Consider the following 24717-nt stretch of genomic DNA (forward strand, 5'->3'; position numbering starts at 1 on the left):
GTTTAGACCGGGCCCATTCTGCCCTGGCCATCCTCCGCCGATGCGGTCGGGGAAATGCTTAGCGGATAAACCGGGGGAGTGCCGCCGAATTCCGGACAGACTTCCTGGTGGTCGCACCAGCCGCACAGCTTGGTCGGCCGCGGCCGCCAGTCGCCCGTCTCGGTCGCCTGCTTGATCGCGTCCCAGAGCGCCAGCAGTTTGCGCTCCATACGCTCCAGGTCCGCCGGGACCGGGTCGTACGTCAGCACATCGCCGCTGCCCAGATATACGAGCTGCAGCCGACGCGGCACCACGTCCTTCAGCCTCCAGATCACCAGGGCGTAGAACTTCATCTGGAACAGCGCGCCCTCGCTGTACTCAGGACGCGGGGCCTTGCCCGTCTTGTAGTCGACGATCCGCACCTCGCCGGTGGGCGCGACATCGACCCGGTCGATGACGCCGCGCAGCCGCAGCCCCGACTCCAGCTCCGTCTCGACGAACATCTCCCGCTCGGCGGGCTCGAGGCGGGTCGGGTCCTCAAGCGAGAACCACCGCTCGACCAGCTGTTCCGCCTCGCCCAGCCAGCCCGCCAGCCGCACGCCGTCGGCATCCTCGGCGAACAGCTCACCGAGCTCCGGCTTTGTCTCGAGCAGTCGGTCCCACTGGCCCGGGATCAGCGCCTTGGCGCGCGGAGCCGTTCGCTCAGCCGCCGGGGCGTCGAAGAGCCGCTCCAGCACCGCGTGGACCAACGTGCCGCGGGTAGCTGCCTCACTGGGCTTCTCCGGCAGCCTGTCGATCACCCGAAACCGGTACAGCAGGGGGCACTGCATGAAGTCGCTCGCCCGCGACGGCGACAGCGATGTGGGCTGCTGGCTCGTACTCATGACTCAGACCCTACGGCCCGCCACTGACAGCGAGCGGAATACCATCGACGTCAGACGCTGCGCACTGCATGATCGAGATGCATGATCGAGATGACCGAGATGACCGAGCGAGCGACGTACTCCGCAACGAAGGGAACCCGTGAACGAGGACGACACGAGCGGTGATCGCGAGCGGCCGCAGTCCGGAACGGGGGGAGCGAACCCCGGCGGAGGCAAGCCGCGGCGCTCCGACGGCCCCGGCGGCGGAATCCTCATGGGCCGTCCCTTCGGGGTGCCTGTCTACGTCGCCCCCAGTTGGTTCATCGTCGCCGCCCTCATCACCTGGGTGTTCGGCGGCCAGCTCGACCGGGTGCTCCCCGAACTCGGCGGCGTCCGCTATCTCGTCTCCCTCTTCTTCGCGGTCGCCTTCTACGCTTCCGTACTCGTCCACGAACTGGCGCACACGATCGCCGCGCTGCGCTTCAAACTGCCGGTGCGCCGCATCCAGCTCCAGTTCTTCGGCGGCGTCTCGGAGATCGAGAAGGACTCCGAGACCCCGGGCCGGGAGTTCATCCTGGCCTTCGTCGGGCCGCTGCTCTCCCTCGTCCTGTCCGGCATCTTCTATCTGGGGGTGAAGGCCGTCGAGCCGGGCACCGTCCCCGGCGTGCTGCTCGCCGGCCTGATGATCTCCAACCTCATCGTCGCCGCGTTCAACCTGCTGCCCGGCCTGCCGCTGGACGGCGGCCGGATGCTGCGCGCCGTCGTCTGGAAGATCACCGGCAAGCCGATGTCGGGCACGATCGCCGCCGCCTGGGTCGGCCGGGCGCTTGCCGTCACCGTCCTCATCGGCCTGCCGCTCCTCACCCACACCGGAGCGCTCGGCAATGCCACCGAGGACATCGGCGGCATGGAGACCGTCACCGACGCGCTGCTCGCCGCGATCCTCGCCGCGATCATCTGGACCGGGGCCGGCAACAGCCTGCGGATGGCGCGGCTGCGTGAACACCTCCCGGAGCTCGAGGCCCGTACGCTCACCAGGCGCGCCGTTCCCGTCGAGTCCGACACCCCGCTCTCCGAGGCCCTGCGCCGCGCCAACGAGGCCGGCGCCCGCGCCCTGGTCGTCGTCGACGGCCACGGCGACCCGAAGGCCCTGGTCCGCGAGACAGCCATCGTCGGTGTCCCAGAACACCGCCGCCCCTGGGTCGCCGTCAGCGGCCTCGCACAGGAACTCACCGAGGGCATGAAGGTCTCGGCCGAACTGGCCGGCGAGGCGCTCCTCGACAGGCTCAGGGCCTCGCCGGCGACGGAGTACCTGGTGGTCGAGGAGACGGGCGAGATCTACGGCGTCCTGTCCACGGCAGATGTCGAGCGCGCCTTCGTCGCCGCCATGGCCCGGCCTGCGTCTTCTTAGAGGCTCGGTTCGCTCCTTCTCAGAGGCTCGGTTCGCCTCCAGGGCGCTTTGGCGTCTGTCGACGGTCGACCGTGCTCGACCACTCGTTCCTCGCGGCCTCCGCGCGCTCTCCCTTTCGATACCCGCGCGCCCCTTCGGCTCACTCGCCGCAGAGGTGAGCGCTCAGGGTGCGCTCGGGCGGGCCCGGCCCACAGGCGCGGCGGGCTCGGCTCACTCGCCGGGCGGCCGGGGTGGGGTCGCCAGGACCACGGGCCGGGCGGCCGGGGCAGGGTCCCGGGGTCGAGGAACCGCGCCCGGGCTCGCCAGGGCCAGGCTGTCCGGCAGACTTCACGTGGTCATCGGGGCCCGGCCCGGCCCGGTAGGCTGTTCACATGTCCGAACCGACCGGTGCCGCCCGCCGACGCGGGCCCTTCAAGGTCGGGGACCAGGTCCAGCTCACCGACCCCAAGGGACGCCACTACACGTTCACGCTCGAGGCCGGGAAGAATTTCCACACCCACAAGGGTTCCTTCCCGCACGACGAGCTGATCGGGGCTCCCGAGGGCAGTGTTGTCCGTACCACGGGAAACGTCGCCTACCTCGCGCTGCGCCCCCTGCTCCCCGACTATGTCCTGTCCATGCCCCGCGGTGCCGCCGTGGTCTACCCCAAGGACGCGGGGCAGATCCTGGCCTTCGCCGACATCTTCGCCGGCGCTCGCGTCGTCGAGGCGGGGGTGGGCTCCGGCTCGCTCAGTGCCTTCCTGCTGCGCGCCATCGGCGACCACGGCATGCTGCACTCCTACGAGCGCCGCGAGGACTTCGCCGAGATCGCCCAGCAGAATGTGGAGCGCTACTTCGGCGGCCCGCACCCTGCCTGGCAGCTCACTGTCGGCGACCTCCAGGACAACCTGACCGACGCCGACGTCGACCGCGTCATCCTGGACATGCTCGCCCCCTGGGAGTGCCTGGAGGCCGTCTCCAAGGCGCTCGTCCCCGGCGGAATCCTCTGCTGCTACGTCGCGACCACCACCCAGCTCGCGCGCACCGTCGAGTCCATCCGGGAGATCGGATGCTTCGCCGAGCCGCAGCCCTGGGAGTCGATGATCCGCAACTGGCACGTCGAAGGACTGGCCGTCCGCCCGGACCACCGGATGATCGGCCACACCGGCTTCCTCGTCACCGCCCGCCGTCTCGCCGACGGTGTGGAGCCCCCGATGCGCCGCCGTCGCCCCGCCAAGGGTGCGTACGGCGATGACTACGAAGGCCCCAACAAGGGCTGACTCCCGCACAATGCACCGACGCCGCCGCCGAGTTCCCGTGACACCACGGAGAACTCGGCGGCGGCGTCATCGCGTTGACCATCTCCACACCGTGTGTACGTCAGGTGTCTTTACGTGAGAGTTACGGACCCCACTGTTCCGCACTCGCTGTGACGTATGGCACGATGCAGACTTCCTCCCGTCGCTGACTCCCCGCCGGTACCGCCTTCCCAGGAGACATCCCGCGTGCAGACCTCCGCCGTCCCGGACCTCGCGCACACCGACGCCCGCCCGGTGCACTGGCTCGCCACCGCGACGGCGATGGCAGCGGTCGTCGCGGCCGCCGGACTGCTGCAGCCCAAGGCCGCCACCGCGTCCCAGCCGCAGATCAGCACCGCCGCAGCCCCGGCGCCCGACCCCGCGGGAGTGCGGCTTCCGCTGGAGTGCGGCGGCGCGAAAAGTGTGGTGACCAAGAAGGCCTCGGGCGATCTCGACGGCGACGGCAGCCCCGAGACCGTGGCGGTGGCCCGCTGCGACGCAGGCTCCGGCACCCCGCCGAGCGCCATCTTCGTACTGACCCGGGGCAACGGGACGGGCCCGCGCGTCGTCGCGACGCTCCTCGAGCCCGCGCAGAAGCAGAGCGTCGGCGACTTCGCCGTACGTGACGGAGCGGTCACGGCGACGCTGCTCGGCTACTCCTCGCCCGGTGTCCCGAGCTGCTGCCCCGACAAGCAGGAGAAGGTCAAGTGGCAGTGGAGGGGCGGGAAGTTCGTACGCACCGTCCCCGCCGAAGCGCGCGGTGTGTGATCCGTCACTCTGCGTCGGGTCCGTAGACCTCGACCCTGTCCGAAACGCGACGTACGTGGATACAGTCGCCCGGGCACTCCTTCGCGGAGTCCACGACATCCCTCAGCAACGGCAGGGGTACGGGCGTTGTGGCGCCCGGGTTCTGGAGCAGTTCGTCGCCGGTGCTCTTCACGTAGGCGAGCCCGTCGATGTCGAGCTCGAAGACCTCCGGGGCGTACTGGGCGCAGATCCCGTCCCCTGTGCAGAGGTCCTGGTCGATCCAGACCTCCAGAGCCTCCCCGACGCCTTGAGTGGGGGCCTCGTCCTGCACGGTCATATCTCCTGCCGTTTCCTTCGTCGGGTGTAGCAATGTGAAGCAAGTCGTGCCAGCCCTGACGGGTGTTGAACGCTTCGACGATACCTCCGCCCGCTTTCCGATGTTGTTGGGTGGGTATTCCTCTGGCGTAAGGGAGAGCGCAAGGGTGAAGATCGGACACGCCCCTACCGTCTTTGTGATCTAGGGGTTTCAATCATCACCCACGCAGGTAGGGTCAGGAAGCGTCCAGCTCCCCTTGGAGGAGGTGAGGACCGTGGCAGCCCACGACGACGACATCAACCGCGGCATCCGGCCGGGGCGGGGGTCTGAAGACCCAGCCGGCCAGGTTGCCTATCTCGAGCAGGAAATCGCCGTCCTGCGCCGCAAGCTCGCCGACTCTCCGCGTCATACGAGGATTCTCGAAGAGCGGATCGTCGAGTTGCAGACCAACCTGGCCGGCGTGTCCGCACAGAACGAGCGGCTCGCCAACACACTCCGCGAGGCCCGCGACCAGATCGTGGCCCTCAAGGAGGAGGTCGACCGGCTCGCACAGCCGCCGGCCGGCTTCGGTGTCTTCCTGCAGGCGAATGAGGACGGCACATGTGACATCTTCACCGGGGGCCGCAAGCTCCGGGTGAATGTGAGCCCCAGCGTCGAGCTCGACGAGCTCCGGCGCGGCCAGGAAGTCATGCTCAACGAGGCGCTCAACGTGGTCGAGGCCATGGAGTACGAGCGTGCCGGGGACATCGTCACCCTCAAGGAGATCCTCGAGGACGGCGAGCGCGCCCTGGTGGTCGGGCACACCGACGAGGAAAGGGTGGTGCGGCTCGCGGAGCCGCTGCTGGACATCACCATCCGCCCCGGCGACGCCCTGCTCCTCGAGCCCCGCTCCGGCTACGTCTACGAGGTCGTTCCCAAGAGCGAGGTCGAGGAACTCGTCCTCGAAGAGGTCCCGGACGTCGACTACGACAAGATCGGCGGTCTGGGCGGCCAGATCGAGATGATCCGCGACGCGGTCGAGCTCCCCTACCTCTATCCGGACCTCTTCAAGGAGCACGAACTGCGGCCGCCGAAGGGCATCCTGCTCTACGGCCCGCCCGGATGCGGCAAGACGCTGATCGCGAAGGCGGTCGCCAACTCCCTTGCCAAGAAGGTCGCCGAGGTGACCGGCCAGCCCGCGGGGAAGAGCTACTTCCTCAACATCAAGGGCCCCGAGCTCCTCAACAAGTACGTCGGTGAGACCGAGCGGCACATCCGCCTCGTCTTCCAGCGTGCCCGGGAGAAGGCGAGTGAGGGCACCCCCGTCATCGTCTTCTTCGACGAGATGGAATCCCTCTTCCGCACCCGTGGTTCCGGTGTCAGCTCGGACGTGGAGAACACCATCGTCCCGCAGCTGCTCGCCGAGATCGACGGTGTGGAGGGCCTGGAGAACGTCATCGTCATCGGCGCCTCCAACCGTGAGGACATGATCGACCCCGCGATCCTGCGGCCCGGCCGGCTCGATGTGAAGATCAAGATCGAGCGTCCGGACGCGGAGGCCGCGAAGGACATCTTCGCCAAGTACCTGACGGCTTCGCTGCCGCTGCACTCGGACGACCTTTCCGAGCACAACGGCTCCAAGGACGCCGCGGCACACGCGATGATCCAGTCGGTCGTCGAGCAGATGTACGCGGAGTCCGAGGAGAACCGCTTCCTCGAGGTCACGTACGCCAACGGCGACAAGGAAGTCCTGTACTTCAAGGACTTCAACTCCGGCGCAATGATCCAGAACATCGTCGACCGGGCCAAGAAGATGGCCATCAAGGCCTTCCTCGATCAGAACCAGAAGGGCCTCCGGGTCTCCCATCTCCTCCAGGCTTGCGTGGACGAGTTCAAGGAGAACGAGGACCTGCCGAACACCACCAACCCGGACGACTGGGCCCGGATCTCCGGAAAGAAGGGCGAGCGGATTGTCTTCATCCGTACCCTTGTCACCGGAAAGCAGGGCGCGGACACAGGGCGTTCCATCGACACGGTGGCAAACACCGGGCAGTACCTGTAGAACGCACACCGGCTGCGGATGCCCGGCCGGGCATCCGCAGCCGGTTGCTTTCTTGACAGGTCCGGCCATACCGGAGCAATGACGCAATTGATCTCCCCACCAGCGCAGAGGCGTTCTAGGCTCTTCGGTACCGCCGAGTCGCGCAGTGCGGGGACGGGCACCGCACACGCACCGGAGAGACAGCGGTACTTGAGCGCCGTTCCCGGAGGGGAGCGCCGCCGGGCAAGGAGGGCCGCATGACCGTACGGCGAGTAATGGGCATCGAGACGGAGTACGGAATCTCCGTTCCTGGCCACCCGAACGCCAATGCCATGCTCACCTCGTCCCAGATCGTCAACGCTTACGCGGCGGCGATGCACAGGGCGCGGCGCGCACGCTGGGACTTCGAGGAGGAGAATCCGCTGCGGGACGCCCGCGGCTTCGACCTCGCCCGCGAGGCCGCCGACTCCAGCCAGCTCACCGATGAGGACATCGGCCTCGCCAATGTCATCCTCACCAACGGTGCGCGGCTCTACGTCGACCATGCCCACCCGGAATACAGCTCGCCCGAGGTGACCAACCCGCGCGACGCCGTGCTCTGGGACAAGGCCGGCGAACGCATCATGGCGGAGGCCGCCGAGCGCGCGGCCCAGCTCCCCGGCGCCCAGCCGATCCACCTCTACAAAAACAACACCGACAACAAAGGCGCTTCCTACGGGACCCACGAGAACTATCTGATGAAGCGGGAGACCGCCTTCTCGGACATCGTGCGCCATCTGACGCCGTTCTTCGTCTCCCGCCAGGTCGTCACCGGCGCCGGACGGGTCGGAATCGGCCAGGACGGCCATGAGCACGGCTTTCAGATCAGCCAGCGCGCCGACTACTTCGAGGTCGAGGTCGGGCTCGAGACCACCCTCAAGCGGCCCATCATCAACACCCGCGACGAGCCGCACTCCGACGCCGAGAAATACCGCAGGCTCCATGTGATCATCGGCGACGCGAACCTGTCGGAGATCTCGACCTATCTGAAGCTGGGTACCACGGCCCTGGTCCTGTCCATGATCGAGGACGGCTTCATCGCCGTGGACCTGGCCGTCGACCAGCCCGTACGCACCCTGCACCAGGTCTCCCACGACCCGACCCTGAAGCGGCTGGTCACGCTGCGCAGCGGCCGGACACTCACCGCAGTCCAGCTCCAGATGGAGTACTTCGAGCTGGCGCGGAAGTACGTCGAGGAGCGCTTCGGGGTGGACGCCGACGAACAGACCAGGGACGTCCTGATCCGCTGGGAGGACACGCTCAACCGGCTCGAGAACGACCCGATGAGCCTGTCCGGCGAGCTGGACTGGATCGCCAAGAAGGAGCTCATGGAGGGCTACCGGCGGCGTGACAACCTCGAGTGGGACGCGGCACGGCTGCATCTGGTGGACCTCCAGTACGCCGACGTACGCCCCGAGAAGGGCCTGTACAACCGGCTGGCGGCCCGCGGGAAGATGAAACGGCTCCTGGACGAGCCGGACGTCGCGCGGGCCAGGACGAAGCCGCCCGAGGACACCCGTGCGTACTTCCGCGGTCGCTGCCTGGAGCAGTACGCCGACGACGTCGCCGCGGCCTCCTGGGACTCGGTGATCTTCGATCTGCCGGGCCGGGACTCGCTGCAGCGGGTGCCGACGCTGGAACCGCTGCGCGGTACACGCAACCACGTCAAGGAGCTCCTGGACCGGTGCCGGACCGCGGAAGACCTGGTCCGGGTGCTGTCCGGGGGCTGAAATGGTTCCAGTCCGGGAATCATCGAGGTGGTCCCCGGACGTTGAGGCAAGTGCGGGGCCGATGTCGGACCCTGCTTGTAGGGTCTGATCTTGACCGAACGAACTCACGTCAGGGCAAACCGAGCGGGGTGAGGGATATGGCGACCAAGGACACCGGCGGCGGACAGCAGAAGGCCACGCGTTCCACTGAGGAGACCGAGGAGCAGACGCAGGAAGCGCAGGCTTCTGAGGACCTCAAGGAGCGCCAGGAGAAGCTGTCGGACGACGTCGACTCCGTACTGGACGAGATTGACGACGTCCTCGAGGAGAACGCCGAGGACTTCGTGCGTTCCTTTGTCCAAAAGGGCGGGGAGTAGCACCTGTTGTCCGTCTCGGTGCCGTCGGCGAAAGCCGGTGGCACCGGGGCGGATGACCGGCGACGGCGCGGGTAAGGTCCGTGCACAGTTCGTAAGATCGGCCCGCGCCCGACATGGCGGGCCGCCGCCAATCCGGAAGGAAACGCGTGGAAGCCAACCCTCGTAGCACCGGGCGTCTGCCGGCAGCCTTCCTGACGCCCGGCTCGTCCTCGTTCATGGACTTCCTGGGCCAGCACTCCCCGGAGATGCTGCCCGGCAAGCGCGTCCTGCCGCCCGTGCAGGGCGCCATCGAGGCACCGCACGGCACGACCATTGTCGCGACGACGTTTCCCGGCGGTGTGGTGCTCGCCGGTGACCGTCGGGCGACCATGGGCAACTTGATCGCCCAGCGCGACATCGAAAAGGTCTTCCCGGCCGACGAGTACTCGGCCGTGGGCATCGCCGGCACCGCCGGCCTCGCGGTCGAGATGGTCAAGCTCTTCCAGCTCGAGCTGGAGCACTTCGAGAAGGTCGAAGGCGCCCAGCTCTCCCTGGAGGGCAAGGCCAACCGGCTCTCCACCATGATCCGAGGCAACCTCGGCATGGCCATGCAGGGCCTGGCCGTCGTGCCGCTCTTCGCGGGCTACGACGTGGACCGGGAGAAGGGCCGCATCTTCTCGTACGACGTGACGGGCGGCCGCTCCGAGGAGCACGGTTACGCGGCCACCGGCTCCGGTTCGATCTTCGCCCGCGGGGCGATGAAGAAGCTGTACCACGACGACATGACCGAGCAGCAGGCCGTCACCCTGGTCATCCAGGCGCTGTACGACGCGGCCGACGACGACTCGGCGACCGGCGGGCCGGACGTGGCACGGCGGATCTACCCCATCGTCACCGTCATCACCGACGAGGGCTTCCGCAAGCTCACCGAGGCCGAGTCCTCCGAGGTCGCCCGGTCGATCCTGGAGCGGCGCCTCGAACGGCCCGACGGCCCGCGCGCCTCGCTGCTCTGATGCCCCCTTCTTCTGACCCGATATGCCACTGACAGAAAGGGACGGATAGCCGGTGTCGACGCCGTTCTATGTCTCACCCCAGCAGGCCATGGCCGACCGGGCGGAATACGCCCGGAAGGGCATCGCCCGTGGTCGCAGCCTCGTCGTGCTGCAGTACACCGACGGCATCGTCTTCGTCGGTGAGAACCCGTCCCGTGCCCTGCACAAATTCAGTGAGATCTACGACCGGATCGGCTTCGCCGCGGCCGGCAAGTACAACGAGTACGAGAACCTGCGGATCGGCGGCGTGCGCTACGCCGATCTGCGCGGATACACCTACGACCGCGACGATGTGACGGCCCGTGGGCTCGCCAACGTCTACGCCCAGACCCTGGGCACGATCTTCTCCAGTGCGGCCGAGAAGCCGTACGAGGTGGAGCTGGTCGTCGCCGAGGTCGGCGCCACACCTGAGGGCGACCAGATCTACCGGCTGCCGCACGACGGATCGATCGTGGACGAGCACGGCTCGGTCGCGGTCGGCGGCAATTCCGAACAGATCAGCACCTACCTCGACCAGCGGCACCGTGACGGAATGTCGCTGGCGGAGGCACTGAAGCTGGCCGTCCAGGCCCTGTCCAACCAGACCAACGGCAACGACCGGGAAATCCCCGCGGAGCGGCTGGAGGTGGCTGTTCTGGACCGCACGCGACCGCAGCAGCGGAAGTTCAAGCGCATCGTCGGGCGGCAGCTGTCGCGGCTGCTCGAGGCCGACGGCGCCGCCTCGACCCCGACGGATGCCCCGTCGGACACCGAAGAGACGGAAGAGGGCGGCGGCGAGTAGCCCGGACCGCTGACGACGACCGAAGACGACCGCTGACAACCATAGACACGGCTTTACACGGCTGCGCCCCGGACCGCCTTGTGCGGTTCCTGGGCGCAGCCGTATCGCCGGCTCAGGGGAGCGCCCAGTGGTGGAGGCGTTCGCGGTCCCGGGTGAGCCAGCTCCCGTCACCGAGCGGGGTCGCCTCAGCACCGACCGGCACGGGGTAGCGGACCCGGCCGAGCGGCAGCAGTGTCGCCGTGTCACAGAGCCAGTGGCGGACCGCCGCCGGGCGCCCGGGAAGGTACACCCGGCCGGTGACCAGGACGTGCGCGGTATCGAGCAGATACGCACCGGTGAACTCGTCGTTGTCGGGGTCGACGGCCAGTTCGCCGAGGTCGAGCAGTCCGGCCGGGTCATCCGCGCTCACATCGTGTGACGCGAGCTCGTCGCGGTCGTCATTGTGGGCGATCGCCTCGGCGCGCCGCAGCGTGAGCACACGCGACGTAACCGGCAGAAAGTCGATCACCTCGCGCATGGTCGTGCCGCCGCGGATGTGCAGCCCGTCCCGGCGCGGCTCGATCCACCAGGTCGACCAGCTGTACCAGGCCGTCCAGCAGGAGAGGGCGAGCAGCGATCCGTCCGGATGCCACCGCTGCGTCACGTCCGAGGCGACCGCACCGATCGGCCGCCGCGCTCTGACCTGGCCGGACGCGGTGTCGATGAGGAGCAGGGCGTCGCGGGCGTACCGGTGCCGGGGCGGATCGTCGTAGACCAGCGCCGCCGGGGTGTCGCCGTCGGCGAGCGTCGGAACCACGACACTGACGAGCCCGCCGTCCGGGCTCGCGGCCGGGGCGCCCGGTGGCCTCGGGTTCCACTGGCCGCCGTGCCAGGGCGCGTGGGCCAGTTCCCAGCGGGTGCTGCCGTCGGGGTCCAGGGCGCGGATTCGGGTCCCCTCGGCGACGACGAGGCCTCCGTCGGGCAACGGGGTCGCCGCGGAGTGCGCCGGGAGGCGCAGCGACTGCGTGGGGGACGGCGTGCCGGCGAGGAACGCCTCCCGGTCGTGTATCTCGAGCCGGTCGTCCGTCCTGACCGAAAGACGTCTCTCGGAGAGCGGCTCGATCCAGCCTGTCGCGGGAACCGTTCCGATCAGCGTCGCGTCGATCGGATTCGCCGCCGTACTCATCATGATCGTGATGGTTCCATGGCAGGTCTCGTGGGCTCAAGACCGGTCCGCACGGACGGGATCAAGAAGAGGGGGCGGCCGACGAGTCCCGTACGACCAGATTCACCGGGAGATCGCCCTCCTCGGGCGGGCGGCCGTCGAGGACCGCGAGCAGCGCGGACATGCCGCGCTCGCCGACCCGTTCCGCGGGCAGGCGCACCGTGGTGAGCTCGGGCTCCACGGCCGTGGCGAGCGCGAGATCGTCGAAGCCGGTGACGGAGATGTCCTCGGGCACCCGCAGGCCCAGCCGGCGTACCGCCTTGCAGGCTCCGGCGGCCAGGATGTCGTCGTCGCAGAGGATGGCGGTGGGCCGCGGTCCCGGGCCGATGAGCGCCCGCTCCACGGCCGCGCGTGCGCTGCCCACGTCGAGCGGCGCGGGGACAGTCCGTACGACGGCGTCGGGGACGTCACGCAGGTGCTCGTGGAGAGCCCGGGCCCGTACGTCGAAGGTCCAGGAGGCCACGGCCGAGGCGAGATGGACGAAGCGACGGTGGCCGAGTGCGAGGAGATGGTCCGTCATCTGCCGCATGCCGTCGGCGATATCGAGGTTGACGTGGGCCACGGCGCCGGGGTCGGCCGGGTCGCTGTCGAGCATCACCAGCGGGAGGTCCGTACCGCGGATGGCGGTCAGCGCCTCGGCGGCCATGGAGGAGGCGATCACCCCGTCGAGCGCGGCACGGGCGGAGGCGAAGGGGTCCTTGGCGGGGCCGATGCCTTCGGGGGAGGGGTAGAGCACCACACCGAAGCCGTGCTCGGCGGCGACGGTGGCCGCGCCCGTGTAGACGCGGGCGAAGAACTCGTTGGTGAGGGCCGGGACGACGAGCAGCGCGGTCCTGGTCCGCCCGAGCCGCAGATTGCGGGCGGCGAGATTCGGCCGGTACCCGAGTTCGCGCGCGGCATCCCGCACCAGCCCGGCGGTCCGCTCGGACACCCTGCCGCGCCACTTGTCACCGAGGACGAGCGACACGGTGGCCTGCGAAACCCCGGCGGCCCGGGCGACATCCCGGCTGGTGGGCCGGGGGCTGCTCTCGCTGCGGTGGCCGGTGGGCGGCTCGCTTCCTTCCGCCGTGGCGTGGGTGGGCGGTTCGCCCGGCCGGGCGGGGCCAGGACCCCCGGCCGTGTGTGCGGCGGCCGGTCCGGTTCGGCTCGTGGCTCCGCCGGTGGTGGGCGGTTCCTCGTCCACCGCGCCGTGAGTGGGGCGGTCGCGCGACAGGCCTGGTCGGGCTTCCGCGGGGGCGGCGGGGGCGGCGGCCGGGGCCGTTCCGCCTGCGGGCGCGTCGGAGGCGCGGGGTCCGGCAGAGGGCGCCCGGTCTGCCGCGGTGCCGGTGGGCGGCTCTTGGTCCGACGGCCCGCGGGCGGGGCGGTCCGCCGGCCGGGGTGAGCCGGGCCTCTCGGCCCCCAGGGCGCCGCCCGGCCCCCTTTCGCCCGGTCCGGCGGGCTGCCGCCCGCCTGCCACGAGGCCGTCGGTCCCGGGGGCGGGTGCCGCGGGCTCGTCCTGGGACCCGTGTGCCATCGGTGCCGTCCTCCGCCGCTCGGCGCTCGCCGCCCGCCGCTCGTTCCGTTATGCGCCCGCGGTGGACCCGCGGACTGCCGACATGGTACGTATGACCGACCACGTTATACGTAAAACCTCGGGTCGAGCCGGGAGAGAGGGGCGGAATATGGCCCTGGGAGCCACCGGCTACGCAGACATCCTCAAGGCGCCGCACGCGGCACGGCTGCTCGCCGGCACGCTCGTCGGCAGGCTGCCCAACGCCACCGCCCACATCGCCATCGTCCTGTTCACCCGGGCCGAAGGCGGCAGCTACACCCTCGCCGGGGCGCTCGCCGCCGTGTACGGACTGGCGACCGCGGTGGGCCAGCCGCTGCTCGGCCGCGCCGTGGACCTGCACGGACAGCCCCGGGTCCAGCTGCCCGCCGCCGTCCTCTCCGCCCTCGGCATGACCCTCCTCGCCGCCGTCGGCACCGGCTCACTGCCCGCCGCGTACGCCGCCGTGGTTGTCGCGGGCCTCTTCACCCCGCCCCTCGAAGGCGGACTGCGGGCCCTGTGGCCCAGCGTCCTCGGCCGTGAGGACCAGGTGCACCGGGCCTACGCGATGGACGCCGTGGCCCAGGAAGTCATGTTCACCGTCGGCCCACTGCTGGTCACCCTGCTCGTCTCGCTCTGGTCGCCCGCCGCCGCCCTGCTCGTCATCAACGCCGTGGGCGTGCTCGGTGCGCTCTCCGTCGTCCTCGCCGAACCGTCCCGCACCTGGCGTTCCGCACCCCGCGAGGCCCACTGGCTCGGCGCACTGCGCTCACCCGGGCTGCTCGCTCTCCTCGGCGCCTTCTTCTTCGTCGGCCTCGCGCTCGGCTCCATCACCGTCGCCGGCGTCGCGTACGCCGACGACCACGGCCGCCAGGCGGTGTACGGCTGGCTGATGGCCGCCCTCGGCCTCGGCGCACTCCTCGGCGGCGTGGTCTACGGCGCCCGGCAGTGGGCCGGAGCACCCGAGCGCCGCCTGCGCTTCATCGTCGCCCTGCTCGCGCTCGGCTATCTGCCGCTCGCGCTCACCCCCGGCGTGGTCGCCATGACCGCGCTCTCCGCCGTCGCCGGAGTCTTCCTGGCGCCCGCGATCGCCTGCGCCTTCATCGTCGTCGACCGGCACGCTCCGAGCGGCACGGTGACAGAGGCCTTCTCCTGGCTCGTCACGACCTTCGGCGTCGGCGCGGCGGTCGGAACGGCTGTCGCGGGCCCGGCGGTCGAGCTGGGCGGGACGAGCTGGAGCTTCGCCGTCGCCGGAGCCGGAGGGATCGCCGCACTCATGGTTCTGATGGCCACTCAGCGGGTACTCGCAGTTCCCGGCCGTACCAAGGACATCGCGAGCTCATCGGAAAATGATCGAAACGGTGCTGCCGAACCCGGTTTCAGCACAGGCCTTGAGGCGTAATGTTCAGACATGGACCGCCGCATTTTCGGGCTGGAGAACGAGTACGGCGTCACGTGCACGTTCAGGGGACAGCGCCGACTGTCACCTGACGAAGTGGCGCGCTACCTCTTCCGCCGTGTTGTCTCATGGGGCCGCAGCAGCAATGTCTTCCTGCGGAACGGCGCCCGCCTCTACCTCGACGTGGGTTCGCATCCGGAATACGCAACTCCCGAATGCGACAACGTGACCGAACTGGTCACGCACGACAAGGCGGGCGAGCGCATTCTCGAAGGCCTGCTCGTCGACGCCGAACGCCGCCTGCACGAGGAGGGAATCGCGGGCGACGTCTATCTCTTCAAGAACAACACCGACTCGGCGGGAAACTCCTACGGCTGCCACGAGAACTATCTCGTCGCCCGCCACGGAGAGTTCTCCCGGCTCGCGGACATCCTCATTCCGTTCCTGGTCACCCGTCAGCTGCTGTGCGGCGCGGGCAAGGTACTGCAGACCCCGCGTGGCGCGGTCTACTGCGTCAGCCAGCGCGCCGAGCACATCTGGGAGGGCGTCAGCTCCGCCACCACCCGCTCCCGCCCGATCATCAACACCCGCGACGAACCACACGCCGACGCGGAGCGCTACCGCCGTCTGCATGTCATCGTCGGCGACTCGAACATGTCCGAGACGACCATGCTGCTGAAGGTCGGCGCGACCGACCTCGTACTGCGCATGATCGAGGCGGGCACGGTCATGCGCGATCTGACCCTGGAGAACCCGATCCGGGCGATCCGCGAGGTCAGTCATGACATCACCGGACAGCGCAAGGTGCGCCTGGCCAGCGGCCGCGAGGCCTCGGCCCTCGAAGTGCAGCGCGAGTACTACGAGAAAGCCGTGGACTTCGTCGAGCGGCGCGGGATCCGCACCGGCACCGTCGAGCAGGTCCTGGAACTCTGGGGCCGCACGCTGGACGCGATCGATTCGGAGGACCTCGACCGGATCGGCACCGAGATCGACTGGGTGATGAAGTACAAGCTCATCGAGCGGTACCGGGCCAAGCACAATATGACCATGTCGCATCCGCGAGTCGCTCAGATAGACCTCGCATACCACGACATCCACCGCCGCCGGGGGCTGTACTACCTCCTCGAGCGGAAGGGCCAGGCCGCCCGGATCTGCAACGACCTGAAGATCTTCGAGGGCAAGTCGGTGCCCCCGCAGACCACCAGGGCGCGGCTGCGCGGCGACTTCATCCGCCGGGCTCAGGAGCAGCGGCGGGACTTCACCGTCGACTGGGTGCACCTCAAGCTCAACGACCAGGCGCAGCGCACCGTGTTGTGCAAGGACCCGTTCCGGTCGGTCGATGACCGGGTGGAGAAGCTCATCGCCGGTATGTAGCCGCCATCCGGTGGAACGCGACTCGGGCCCCGTACGTCCTCGTACGGGGCCCTTGGCACGCCCTAGAGTGTCGGGCAACTACTGTGCCGTCTGAGATCTGAGGAACACGTGCGCCGACTTGCCGGCCTTCTCGTCGTCCCCTTGCTGCTGTTGTCGACAGTGGCGTGCGGCAGTGACGACAAGGGCTCCGACTCCACCTCGTCCAAAAACGGACTGCCTGCGATCACCGCCGGCGCCAAGTTCGGTCAGAAGCCGACCCTGGCGAAGGGCGAAGGTGATCCGCCCAAGGAGCTGAAGGTCGAAGTCATCAGCAAGGGTGACGGCGCGACGACCAAGAAGGGCGATGCCCTTCAGGTCAATTACCTCGGGCAGACCTGGGTTTCGGACAAGCCGTTCGACAACAGCTTCGACCGCAAGGAACCGCTCGACCTCACGCTCGGTGCCGGCGATGTCATCCCGGGCTGGGAGAAGGGCCTCGAGGGCCAGAAGGTCGGCAGCCGTGTCGAGATGTCGATCCCGCCGGCGCTCGGTTACGGGGATCAGGCCAAGGGCGACCAGATCCCGGCCAACTCCACTCTGGTCTTTGTCGTCGACATTCTGAAGGCGACCACTATTCCGGTGTCCGCCAAGGGCACCGAGGTCGCACAGGACAACATCGACCTGCCGAAGGTGGGCATCAACACCGATGGCAAGGCCCCTTCGGTCACCTTCCCCAAGGAGTCCGACCCGCCGAAGAAGCTCGTCTCCAACTACGTGCTCGAGGGCACGGGCCCGGTGGTCACGGCGAAGGACACCGTCATCGTGAACTACGAGGCCTATCTCTGGAACGGCGCCAAGAAGTTCGACAGCACGTACCAGCGGGGCAAGCCCCAGACCTTCCCGCTGGCGCAGGTGACGCTGAAGGGCCTCAAGGACGGTCTCGTCGGCAAGAAGGTCGGCAGCCGCCTGCTGCTGGTCATCCCGCCGGACCAGGCATTCGGGGCCGAGGAGAAGCAGGGCGTGCCGAAGAACTCGACGCTCGTCTTCGCCGTGGACCTTCTGACAAAGGTGTAAGACTGTCCCGGTTGCCCCGTTCATCATTTAGAGGAGCAGTTCAGTGAGCATCGAGAAGCCCGAGATCGATTTCCCGGGTGGCGAGCCGCCGGCCGACCTGGAGATCAAGGACATCTGGGAGGGTGACGGACCGGTGGCCAAGGCCGGCGACACCGTCTCCGTCCACTATGTGGGCGTGGCCTTCTCCACCGGCGAGGAGTTCGACGCGTCCTGGAACCGCGGCACTCCGCTGCAGTTCCAGCTCGGTGTCGGCCAGGTCATCTCCGGCTGGGACCAGGGCGTGCAGGGTATGAAGGTCGGCGGCCGTCGCCAGCTGATCATCCCCGCGCACCTTGCCTACGGCGAGCGCGGCGCCGGTGGCGGCGCCATCGCTCCCGGCGAGACGCTGATCTTCGTCTGCGATCTGGTTGCTGTCTGAGTCCGATCGCTTCGTAGCGTAACGAGGGCCCATGCCGTCTGGCGTGGGCCCTCGGCTTTTGCCCCGACAGCCCGGAGCGGTACGGTCAACGCTCAGAAGTGCTACGTAGATGGGGGCGAAGGGCGTCGATGGCCATTGCCAAGGCCGAGCGGCTGATGAATCTGGCGCTGTGCCTGCTGGGGACCCGGCGTCCGCTCAGCAAGCGCGAGCTGCGTGGGTCCATCGAGGCCTATCTGGAGGCCGGCTCCGACGACTCCTTCAACCGGATGTTCGAGCGCGACAAGGACGATCTGCGCGAACTCGGCCTGGTCATCGAGACGGTGGAGAACCTCGACGGCGACACCGGGTATCTCGCCCGTCGCGACTCCAACCGGCTGCCCGCCATCACACTGGACGCCGAGGAGGCCGCTGCCCTCGGCCTCGCGGCCAAGGTCTGGCAGCAGGCGCGGCTGGCCGGAGCCGCCAGCGGCGCCCTGCAGAAGCTGCGCGCGGCCGGTATGCCCGAGGCCGGGGATTCGTACGAGGCTCATCACAGCGCGCTCGAGCCCCGCATCCCGGTCCATGAGGCCGCCTTCGAACCGCTGATGCTCGCCTGCCGCGACCGGCGGCCCGTTGTCTTCGACTACCGCAAGGCCAATGCCGCCCGCCCCGAGCAGCGCCAGGTCGAACCATGGACGCTCGAGTTCTGGCGCGGTCACTGGTATCTCGCCGGCTGGGACCGGGACCGGGGCGCCGAGCGGGTCTTCCGGCTCTCCCGTATCACCGGCCGGGTCCGCTCCCGCGTCGGCTCGTTCACCGCGCCCGTGCCCGACGTCGTGACCGTTCGTGAGACCGTCGAGAGCTGGGCGGGTGAGACCGCGACCCGCTCCGCGGTGATCCGGCTGCGCACCGGCTGCGGTTATCCGCTGCGCTCAAGAGCACAGTCCATCCGGGAACTGGGCGAGGGCTGGGACGAGTTGGAGATTCCGTACGGGCACGGGCTCGATGCCTGGCTCGTGGAATTCGGCCCGGACGTCGTCGTACTGGAGCCCGCGGATCTGCGGGCCGATGTGGTCGACCGGCTCCGTGCCGTGGCCAAGGGCTGAGGGGGACTCGTACAACCATGGCCGCCAACGCCATTGACCAGACCCGGCGAATGCTCTCGCTGGTGACCTATCTGCGCGAGCGCCCCGGCGCGCGCGTGGGGGACGTCGCCCGCGCCTTCGGGATCACCGAGGACGAGCTGATCTCCGACCTCGACGTACTGCCGATGTGCGGGACCAGCTTCCGCGGCGGCGATCTGCTCGACATCGACACTGACGGTGACCGCATCTGGTGGCGCAATCCGGATGCCTCCGGCACGAGTACAGCTGAGCCGCTGCGGCTCGCTGCCGACGAGGCGACCGCCCTGCTGGTGGCCGCGCGCGCCGTCGCCACCCTGCCCGGGCTGCGCGAGGGCGACCGCGAGGCGCTGCTGCGGGCCACCGCCAAACTGGAGACCGCGGCGGGCGAGGCGGCCGGCGCGAGCTCCCGGCTCTCGGTCACCTTCCAGTCCGAGGGCGGTGTCTTCGCCGATGTGGACCGGGCGATCTCGGAACGGCGGCGGCTGTGGCTGAAGTACTACTCGCCCGCGCGCGACGAGCTCACCGAGCGCGAGGTGGACCCGATCCGGCTCTTCGCGGTGGGGCATACGTATATGGAGGCATGGTGCCGTCTCTCCGAGGCGCGCAGGACCTTCCGCCTCGACCGGGTGGCCGAGATCAAGCTGCTCGACGCCCCGGCCGCACCGCCCGAGATCGAGCTGCGGGATCTGTCCGAGGGGCTGGTGCAGCCGTCGGCGGACGATCCGGAGGTCGTGGTCGAGGTCGGCCCCGGCGGGCGCTGGGTCGCCGAGTACTACCCGCACGACAGCGCGGAGGAGCTGCCGGAGGGTGGTCTGCGCATCACTTTGCGTACGCCTGCTCCCGCTTCGCTGCGGCGGCTGGCGCTGCGGCTGGGGCGGGACGGGCGGATCGTCTCGCCGCAGGACCTGACGGACAGTGCCCGGCTGGCGGCGCGTGAGGCGCTCGCTGCTTATGACGCTCAGGAATAACTCGCTGCCTATGACGCTCAGAAATAAGGGGATTCGCGCGGCATGTCTGTGATGTCTGGAATTCCGGCGACGGTGGGGCCGGTCCTCTACACGGCCGCGTGCCCCGAGTGCCGCGCTCGTTTCGAGCTCTCCGCAGGGGCGCTGCGGCTCGCCATCGGAGCCAGCCGTCGCACCACCTTCTACTCCTTCACCTGCCCCGAGTGCGACATGGCCGTCCGCAAGCCGGCCGGGGAGCGCATCGTCGAGCTCCTCACCGGCGGCGGCGTACGGACCCTGCGCCTCTACTCCACCGTCTAGAACGGTCTAGGTTCTGCCCATGCTCTGGCCCATGCTCGCCATCGCCCTCGGCTTCCTCGGGATCGCTGTACTCGGCGTCCTCGGTATCCGCGTCTTTCTCGAGGCCCAGCGGCTGGGCATCGAGGTGGCCCGCACCGCCGAGCGGATCAACCGGGCCGCGGAGGATCTGGAGAACGCGGCGACCGGTTTGGCCCGCACCGGTGACGCCTTGCGCTAGCCCGGGTGCACTCTGCTGCGCCGAGACCGCGAGCGGTACGCTGCTGGTGGCGGCCCAGACAGTGGGGGCACGGGCTGCAATCGTGCGTATGCGCAGGCATTGCCCTGTGTTTACTCCTGCGGGTTACGATCGCTGGTAGCGCGGTGGCCAGACATTTGTCCGGCAGTCGGGCAATCAGACTCCCTGTCGCCTCGGTGAAGAAGGTAATCAGCTATGGGTAGGCTCGGCCCCACCGAGATCATTCTCATCCTTGTCGTCATCGTCCTGCTGTTCGGCGCCAAGAAGCTTCCGGACATGGCCCGTTCGCTGGGCAAGTCGGCCCGAATCCTCAAGAGTGAGGCCAAGGCCATGAAGTCGGACGACACGCAGAGCGCCCCGGCCGACCCGCCGCAGCCGGGCGCCGCCCAGGACCAGCCCGCGCCGCGCACCATCCAGGCCGCGCCCGGTGATGTGACCAGCTCACGTCCCGTGACCGAGCCGACCGACACCACCAAGCGCTGACCCTGGGCCGCCGCAGGCACCGAAACAACGGTGATGGCCTGCCGCACGAGATGAGGACGTGGGTTGCTCAAGTCTGCCCGCAAGCAGGAGAAGGACCCCGAGGGGCGGATGCCTCTCGTGGAGCACCTGCGAGAGCTTCGCAACCGGCTCGCGAAGGGAATGCTCGCCATCGTGGCGGTCACAATTGTGGCCCTGATGTACAGCGAGCAGCTCATGCAGTTCCTGACGAAGTCGGTGCCCAAATGTCCGCCGGGCGTGACGAGTAACGGCGGAAACTGCGCGATCGTCTCCTTCAACACGCTGATTGCGCCTTTCAGCACCACGATCCAGCTGAGCTTGACCACCGGCCTCGTCGTCGCGAGCCCGGTCTGGCTCTACCAGCTCTGGGCTTTCGTGGCACCTGGACTGCACAAGAGCGAGAAGAGGTACACGTACGCCTTCGTCGCCGCGGCGGTACCGCTGTTCGCCGCCGGTGCCTACCTTGCGTACCTCATCCTCCCCGTCAGCGTGAAGGTCCTGATCAGCCTTACGCCGGACGGCTCGGCGAACATCCTGTCGCTGGGCGATGTCCTCGACTTCACCCTGCGGATGGTGCTCGTCTTCGGGATCGCCTTCGAGCTGCCGCTCGTGCTGGTGATGCTCAACCTCACAGGCGTCCTCAGCGGCCGGCGCATGGCCCGGTGGTGGCGCGGCGTCATCATGGGTGTTTTCGTATTCGGTGCCGTGATCACCCCGACGACGGACCCGATCGGCATGATCGCGCTGGCCGGACCGATGAGCATCCTCTACTTCATGGCCGTCGGCTTCTCGCTGCTGAACGACAAGCGGCGACGCCGCAACGACCCGGACGCCGAGCTCGACGACGACGAGGCCTCCGACCTCGATCTGACCCCCGATGCCGTCAGTGACGTCGAGCCCGTCCTGGCCTCGCGCTCCGTACCGGAGCAGACCGGCGGCGAAGCGGACGGTGGGCGTTCGAACCGGCTCAACGGTTACGACGACGTCACCTGACCTTGCAGGGTCCGCCGGGTGACCGGCGGGATCACCTTTTCGTCAATCCCACCGCAGGACGCGGCCGGGGCGCGCACGCCGCGCAACCGGCCGCTCGTGCGTGCCGTGCGCCGTGCGGGTGCTCGTGCGGGCGCCCGTACCGGTACTTGCCCCGGTCAATTAAAGATCGCGCTCTCTGTCATAGGTGACGGGTAGGCTCGTGAGCAAGATGACCGAGGACCTCTCTCCCGCTGAGCGCTACGCCGCTGCCCGTATTCGCGCTGCTGAGGAGGCCACTGCGCTGGCCCCCTTCCGAGCGCTGTACGAATTCGACCTGGACCCCTTCCAGATCGAAGCCTGTCAGGCCCTGGAAGCGGGCAAGGGCGTGCTCGTCGCGGCGCCCACCGGCTCCGGCAAGACCATCGTCGGCGAGTTCGCCGTCCACCTGGCTCTTCAGCAGGGCCGCAAATGCTTCTACACCACACCCATCAAGGCACTGTCCAACCAGAAGTACACCGACCTCGCCAGGCGCTACGGCGCGGACAAGGTCGGCCTGCTCACCGGCGACAACAGCGTCAACTCCGAGGCACCGGTGGTCGTGATGACCACCGAGGTGCTGCGCAACATGCTGTACGCGGGCTCGCAGTCCCTGCTCGGGCTCGGCTATGTGGTCATGGACGAGGTCCACTACCTCTCCGACCGCTTCCGTGGTGCCGTCTGGGAGGAAGTGATCATTCACCTCCCCGAGTCGGTGACCCTGGTGTCCCTGTCGGCCACCGTGTCGAACGCCGAGGAGTTCGGCGACTGGCTGGACACCGTCCGTGGCGACACCGAGGTGATCGTCTCCGAGCACCGGCCCGTGCCGCTGTGGCAGCACGTCATGGCCGGCCGCCGGATGCACGACCTCTTCGAGGAGGAGACCGACCACGGCGGCCGCGGCGTGACCCGGCGCGAGGTCAACCCCGATCTCGTACGCCTGGCGCGGATGGAGAACCAGCGCACGTACAACCCCCGCGACCGCCGCCGCGGCAAGATGGTCCGTGAGGCGGACCGTGAGCGTGAGCGGCGCCAGCGCACCCGGATCTGGACGCCGGGACGGCCCGAGGTCATCGAGCGGCTCGACGCGGAAGGGCTGCTGCCCGCGATCACCTTCATCTTCAGCCGGGCGGGCTGCGAAGCTGCCGTACAGCAGTGCATGTACGCGGGGCTGCGGCTCAACGACGAGGAAGCGCGGCTCAAGGTGCGCGAGATCGTCGAGGAGCGGACCGCCGCCATCCCCGGCGAGGATCTGCATGTCCTGGGTTACTACGAGTGGTTGGAAGGTCTGGAGCGGGGCATCGCCGCGCACCACGCCGGCATGCTGCCGACCTTCAAGGAGGTCGTCGAAGAGCTCTTCGTACGCGGTCTGGTCAAGGCCGTCTTCGCCACCGAGACACTGGCGCTCGGCATCAACATGCCTGCCCGCTCAGTGGTGTTGGAGAAGCTCGTCAAGTGGAACGGCGAGCAGCACGCCGACATCACCCCTGGTGAGTACACCCAGCTCACCGGCCGGGCCGGACGGCGCGGCATCGATGTCGAGGGCCATGCGGTGGTGCTGTGGCAGCGGGGCATGGACCCGGCCGCGCTCGCCGGTCTGGCGGGCACCCGCACATATCCCCTGCGCTCCAGCTTCAAGCCCTCGTACAACATGGCCGTCAATCTGGTGCAGCAGTTCGGGCGCCACCGCTCGCGCGAGCTGCTCGAGACGTCGTTCGCGCAGTTCCAGGCGGACAAGTCGGTCGTCGGCATAAGTCGCCAGGTGCAGAAGAACGAAGAGGGGCTCGAGGGCTACCGCGAGGGCATGACCTGCCACTTGGGAGACTTCGAGGAGTACGCACGGCTGCGCCGTGAGCTCAAGGACCGCGAGACGGAGCTGGCCAAGCACGGCGTCGCACAGCGGCGGGCCGCCGCGGCCTCCTCGCTGGAGAAGCTGAAGCCCGGTGATGTCATCCATGTCCCGACGGGCAAGTTCGCGGGCCTCGCGCTGGTGCTCGACCCGGGCTTCCCGGCCGGACGCAGTAACGGCCACCGCGGCTTCGAGCAGCAGGACGGCCCGCGGCCGCTGGTCCTGACCGCCGAGCGGCAGGTCAAGCGGCTGGCATCGATGGACTTCCCGGTGCCGGTCGAGGCGCTGGAGCGGATGCGGATCCCGAAGTCCTTCAATCCGCGCTCGCCCCAGTCGCGGCGCGATCTGGCGTCCGCGCTGCGGACGAAGGCCGGCCACATCGTTCCCGAGCGGCACCGCAAGCAGCGGGCCGCGGCCGCCGACGACCGTGAGATCGCCCGGCTCCGTGCGCAGCTGCGCGCGCACCCCTGCCACGGTTGCGACGAGCGCGAGGACCATGCGCGGTGGGCGGAGCGGTACCACCGGCTGCAGCGCGACACCCAGCAGCTGGAGCGGCGTATCGAGGGGCGTACGAACACCATCGCCCGTACCTTCGACCGGATCGTGGCGCTGCTGACCGAGCTGGACTATCTGCGCGGGGACGAGGTCACCGAGCACGGCAGGCGGCTCGCCCGGCTGTACGGCGAGCTGGATCTGCTGGCGAGCGAATGCCTGCGTGACGGTGTCTGGGAGGGACTCAGTCCGGCCGAACTGGCCGCGTGCGCCTCGGCGTTGGTGTACGAGGCGCGGCAGTCGGACGACGCGGTGGCGCCCAAGGTCCCGGCGGGCAAGGCGAAGGTCGCACTCGGCGAGATGGTGCACATCTGGGGCCGGCTCGACGCCGTGGAGGAAGAGTTCAAGATCAACCAGTCGGAGGGTGTCGGACAGCGCGAACCCGATCTCGGCTTCGCCTGGGCCGCGTACCAGTGGGCTTCCGACCGGAGCCTGGACGAGGTGCTGCGCGAGGCGGAGATGCCTGCCGGCGACTTCGTCCGCTGGAGCAAGCAGGTCATCGACGTCCTCGGCCAGATCGCGGCAGCCGCGCCGCGCGAGGGCAGCACGGTCGCCAAGAACGCGCGCAGGGCGGTCGACGCGCTGCTGCGGGGTGTGGTGGCGTACAGCTCGGTGGGCTGAGCGGGACGACGCATGACGGCCCCGTTCACCACCGGCCGCTGGTGAACGGGGCCACAG

At 68.9% G+C, this 24717-nt stretch carries 23 protein-coding genes; 19 read left to right on the forward strand and 4 right to left on the reverse strand.

Translation table 11 applies throughout. The features are described 5' to 3' along the window. Positions 1-2 precede the first annotated feature (2 nt). Entirely contained in the window at positions 3-863 is an 861-nt protein-coding gene (locus tag AB0D12_RS09840; RefSeq protein WP_362678988.1) for a RecB family exonuclease, read from the reverse strand. A gap of 139 nt (positions 864-1002) precedes the next feature. Here AB0D12_RS09840 and AB0D12_RS09845 point away from each other — a divergent pair, with 139 nt between their 5' ends. The 3 genes from AB0D12_RS09845 (at position 1003) to AB0D12_RS09855 (ending at position 4298) form a co-directional block, all read left to right on the forward strand. Beyond that, entirely contained in the window at positions 1003-2253 is a 1251-nt protein-coding gene (locus tag AB0D12_RS09845; protein ID WP_362678991.1) for a site-2 protease family protein, read from the forward strand. A 371-nt stretch (positions 2254-2624) separates the two neighbouring features. Further along, positions 2625-3512 (forward strand): tRNA (adenine-N1)-methyltransferase, encoded by an 888-nt coding sequence (locus AB0D12_RS09850; RefSeq protein WP_326648753.1) that lies wholly within the window; start codon positions 2625-2627, stop codon positions 3510-3512. A gap of 225 nt (positions 3513-3737) precedes the next feature. Further along, on the forward strand, positions 3738-4298 hold the full coding sequence (locus AB0D12_RS09855) for a hypothetical protein (RefSeq protein WP_362678994.1): 561 nt from the start codon (positions 3738-3740) through the stop codon (positions 4296-4298). Between the two features lie 4 nt (positions 4299-4302). Here AB0D12_RS09855 and AB0D12_RS09860 read toward each other — a convergent pair whose 3' ends face one another. After that, positions 4303-4614, reverse strand: coding sequence for a ferredoxin (locus AB0D12_RS09860; protein WP_362678997.1), 312 nt, complete (start codon positions 4612-4614; stop codon positions 4303-4305). A 253-nt stretch (positions 4615-4867) separates the two neighbouring features. Here AB0D12_RS09860 and arc point away from each other — a divergent pair, with 253 nt between their 5' ends. The 5 genes from arc (at position 4868) to prcA (ending at position 10550) form a co-directional block, all read left to right on the forward strand. Then, positions 4868-6634: a proteasome ATPase gene (gene arc / locus AB0D12_RS09865; protein ID WP_362679000.1), complete on the forward strand. Its 1767-nt coding sequence runs from the start codon at positions 4868-4870 to the stop codon at positions 6632-6634. A gap of 236 nt (positions 6635-6870) precedes the next feature. Beyond that, on the forward strand, positions 6871-8382 hold the full coding sequence (gene dop, locus AB0D12_RS09870; protein WP_362679003.1) for a depupylase/deamidase Dop: 1512 nt from the start codon (positions 6871-6873) through the stop codon (positions 8380-8382). Between the two features lie 137 nt (positions 8383-8519). Beyond that, entirely contained in the window at positions 8520-8738 is a 219-nt protein-coding gene (locus tag AB0D12_RS09875; RefSeq protein WP_326648749.1) for a ubiquitin-like protein Pup, read from the forward strand. Positions 8739-8884: 146 nt separating this feature from the next. After that, positions 8885-9730, forward strand: coding sequence for a proteasome subunit beta (prcB, locus tag AB0D12_RS09880; RefSeq protein WP_362679006.1), 846 nt, complete (start codon positions 8885-8887; stop codon positions 9728-9730). Positions 9731-9782: 52 nt separating this feature from the next. Then, positions 9783-10550, forward strand: a complete 768-nt coding sequence (gene prcA, locus AB0D12_RS09885) for a proteasome subunit alpha (RefSeq protein WP_362679009.1) — start codon at positions 9783-9785, stop codon at positions 10548-10550. A 112-nt stretch (positions 10551-10662) separates the two neighbouring features. On the opposite strand, the gene AB0D12_RS09890 is transcribed toward prcA, so the two are convergent. Then, complete coding sequence (locus AB0D12_RS09890) at positions 10663-11718, reverse strand: hypothetical protein (protein WP_362679012.1); 1056 nt, start codon at positions 11716-11718, stop codon at positions 10663-10665. Positions 11719-11776: 58 nt separating this feature from the next. After that, positions 11777-12937 carry a LacI family DNA-binding transcriptional regulator gene (locus tag AB0D12_RS09895; RefSeq protein WP_362679015.1) on the reverse strand — a complete coding sequence of 387 codons (1161 nt, stop codon included), beginning with the start codon at positions 12935-12937 and terminating at the stop codon, positions 11777-11779. A 478-nt stretch (positions 12938-13415) separates the two neighbouring features. On the opposite strand from AB0D12_RS09895, the gene AB0D12_RS09900 reads away from it, so the two are divergent. The 11 genes from AB0D12_RS09900 to AB0D12_RS09950 all read left to right on the forward strand — a co-directional run bounded on the left by AB0D12_RS09900 (position 13416) and on the right by AB0D12_RS09950 (position 24660). Then, complete coding sequence (locus tag AB0D12_RS09900) at positions 13416-14684, forward strand: MFS transporter (protein WP_362679018.1); 1269 nt, start codon at positions 13416-13418, stop codon at positions 14682-14684. A gap of 9 nt (positions 14685-14693) precedes the next feature. Then, on the forward strand, positions 14694-16055 hold the full coding sequence (gene pafA, locus AB0D12_RS09905) for a Pup--protein ligase (RefSeq protein ID WP_327322432.1): 1362 nt from the start codon (positions 14694-14696) through the stop codon (positions 16053-16055). Positions 16056-16163: 108 nt separating this feature from the next. Further along, the gene (locus AB0D12_RS09910; RefSeq protein ID WP_362679021.1) at positions 16164-17108 is read left to right on the forward strand and encodes an FKBP-type peptidyl-prolyl cis-trans isomerase; all 945 of its coding nucleotides are present in this window, start codon (positions 16164-16166) and stop codon (positions 17106-17108) included. 43 nt (positions 17109-17151) lie between these two features. Continuing rightward, on the forward strand, positions 17152-17526 hold the full coding sequence (locus AB0D12_RS09915) for an FKBP-type peptidyl-prolyl cis-trans isomerase (RefSeq protein ID WP_327322430.1): 375 nt from the start codon (positions 17152-17154) through the stop codon (positions 17524-17526). 128 nt (positions 17527-17654) lie between these two features. Further along, positions 17655-18611 carry a WYL domain-containing protein gene (locus tag AB0D12_RS09920; RefSeq protein ID WP_362679024.1) on the forward strand — a complete coding sequence of 319 codons (957 nt, stop codon included), beginning with the start codon at positions 17655-17657 and terminating at the stop codon, positions 18609-18611. 17 nt (positions 18612-18628) lie between these two features. Then, positions 18629-19597 carry a WYL domain-containing protein gene (locus tag AB0D12_RS09925; RefSeq protein WP_327322428.1) on the forward strand — a complete coding sequence of 323 codons (969 nt, stop codon included), beginning with the start codon at positions 18629-18631 and terminating at the stop codon, positions 19595-19597. Between the two features lie 42 nt (positions 19598-19639). After that, on the forward strand, positions 19640-19894 hold the full coding sequence (locus AB0D12_RS09930) for a hypothetical protein (RefSeq protein WP_362679027.1): 255 nt from the start codon (positions 19640-19642) through the stop codon (positions 19892-19894). A 19-nt stretch (positions 19895-19913) separates the two neighbouring features. Beyond that, the gene (locus AB0D12_RS09935) at positions 19914-20111 is read left to right on the forward strand and encodes a hypothetical protein (protein ID WP_362679029.1); all 198 of its coding nucleotides are present in this window, start codon (positions 19914-19916) and stop codon (positions 20109-20111) included. A 213-nt stretch (positions 20112-20324) separates the two neighbouring features. Further along, complete coding sequence (gene tatA, locus AB0D12_RS09940; protein ID WP_362679032.1) at positions 20325-20612, forward strand: Sec-independent protein translocase subunit TatA; 288 nt, start codon at positions 20325-20327, stop codon at positions 20610-20612. A gap of 108 nt (positions 20613-20720) precedes the next feature. Continuing rightward, a complete protein-coding gene (gene tatC / locus AB0D12_RS09945) occupies positions 20721-21623 on the forward strand; it encodes a twin-arginine translocase subunit TatC (protein WP_362679704.1) in 903 nt (300 codons plus the stop codon). A 208-nt stretch (positions 21624-21831) separates the two neighbouring features. Further along, entirely contained in the window at positions 21832-24660 is a 2829-nt protein-coding gene (locus AB0D12_RS09950) for a DEAD/DEAH box helicase (protein WP_362679707.1), read from the forward strand. Positions 24661-24717: the final 57 nt, after the last annotated feature.

Source organism: Streptomyces sp. NPDC048479 (assembly GCF_040651435.1).
Taxonomy (GTDB): Bacteria; Actinomycetota; Actinomycetes; order Streptomycetales; family Streptomycetaceae; genus Streptomyces.

What these genes read in the sequence shown, in the direction of transcription:
- AB0D12_RS09840 (WP_362678988.1), bottom strand. Translation starts at nt 863, where the DNA reads ATGAGTACGAGCCAGCAGCCCACATCGCTGTCGCCGTCGCGGGCGAGC.
- AB0D12_RS09850 (WP_326648753.1), top strand. Translation starts at nt 2,625, where the DNA reads ATGTCCGAACCGACCGGTGCCGCCCGCCGACGCGGGCCCTTCAAGGTC.
- AB0D12_RS09860 (WP_362678997.1), bottom strand. Translation starts at nt 4,614, where the DNA reads ATGACCGTGCAGGACGAGGCCCCCACTCAAGGCGTCGGGGAGGCTCTG.
- dop (WP_362679003.1), top strand. Translation starts at nt 6,871, where the DNA reads ATGACCGTACGGCGAGTAATGGGCATCGAGACGGAGTACGGAATCTCC.
- AB0D12_RS09875 (WP_326648749.1), top strand. Translation starts at nt 8,520, where the DNA reads ATGGCGACCAAGGACACCGGCGGCGGACAGCAGAAGGCCACGCGTTCC.
- AB0D12_RS09890 (WP_362679012.1), bottom strand. Translation starts at nt 11,718, where the DNA reads ATGATGAGTACGGCGGCGAATCCGATCGACGCGACGCTGATCGGAACG.
- AB0D12_RS09900 (WP_362679018.1), top strand. Translation starts at nt 13,416, where the DNA reads ATGGCCCTGGGAGCCACCGGCTACGCAGACATCCTCAAGGCGCCGCAC.
- pafA (WP_327322432.1), top strand. Translation starts at nt 14,694, where the DNA reads ATGGACCGCCGCATTTTCGGGCTGGAGAACGAGTACGGCGTCACGTGC.
- AB0D12_RS09920 (WP_362679024.1), top strand. Translation starts at nt 17,655, where the DNA reads ATGGCCATTGCCAAGGCCGAGCGGCTGATGAATCTGGCGCTGTGCCTG.
- AB0D12_RS09925 (WP_327322428.1), top strand. Translation starts at nt 18,629, where the DNA reads ATGGCCGCCAACGCCATTGACCAGACCCGGCGAATGCTCTCGCTGGTG.
- AB0D12_RS09930 (WP_362679027.1), top strand. Translation starts at nt 19,640, where the DNA reads ATGTCTGTGATGTCTGGAATTCCGGCGACGGTGGGGCCGGTCCTCTAC.
- AB0D12_RS09935 (WP_362679029.1), top strand. Translation starts at nt 19,914, where the DNA reads ATGCTCTGGCCCATGCTCGCCATCGCCCTCGGCTTCCTCGGGATCGCT.
- tatA (WP_362679032.1), top strand. Translation starts at nt 20,325, where the DNA reads ATGGGTAGGCTCGGCCCCACCGAGATCATTCTCATCCTTGTCGTCATC.
- tatC (WP_362679704.1), top strand. Translation starts at nt 20,721, where the DNA reads ATGCCTCTCGTGGAGCACCTGCGAGAGCTTCGCAACCGGCTCGCGAAG.
- AB0D12_RS09950 (WP_362679707.1), top strand. Translation starts at nt 21,832, where the DNA reads ATGACCGAGGACCTCTCTCCCGCTGAGCGCTACGCCGCTGCCCGTATT.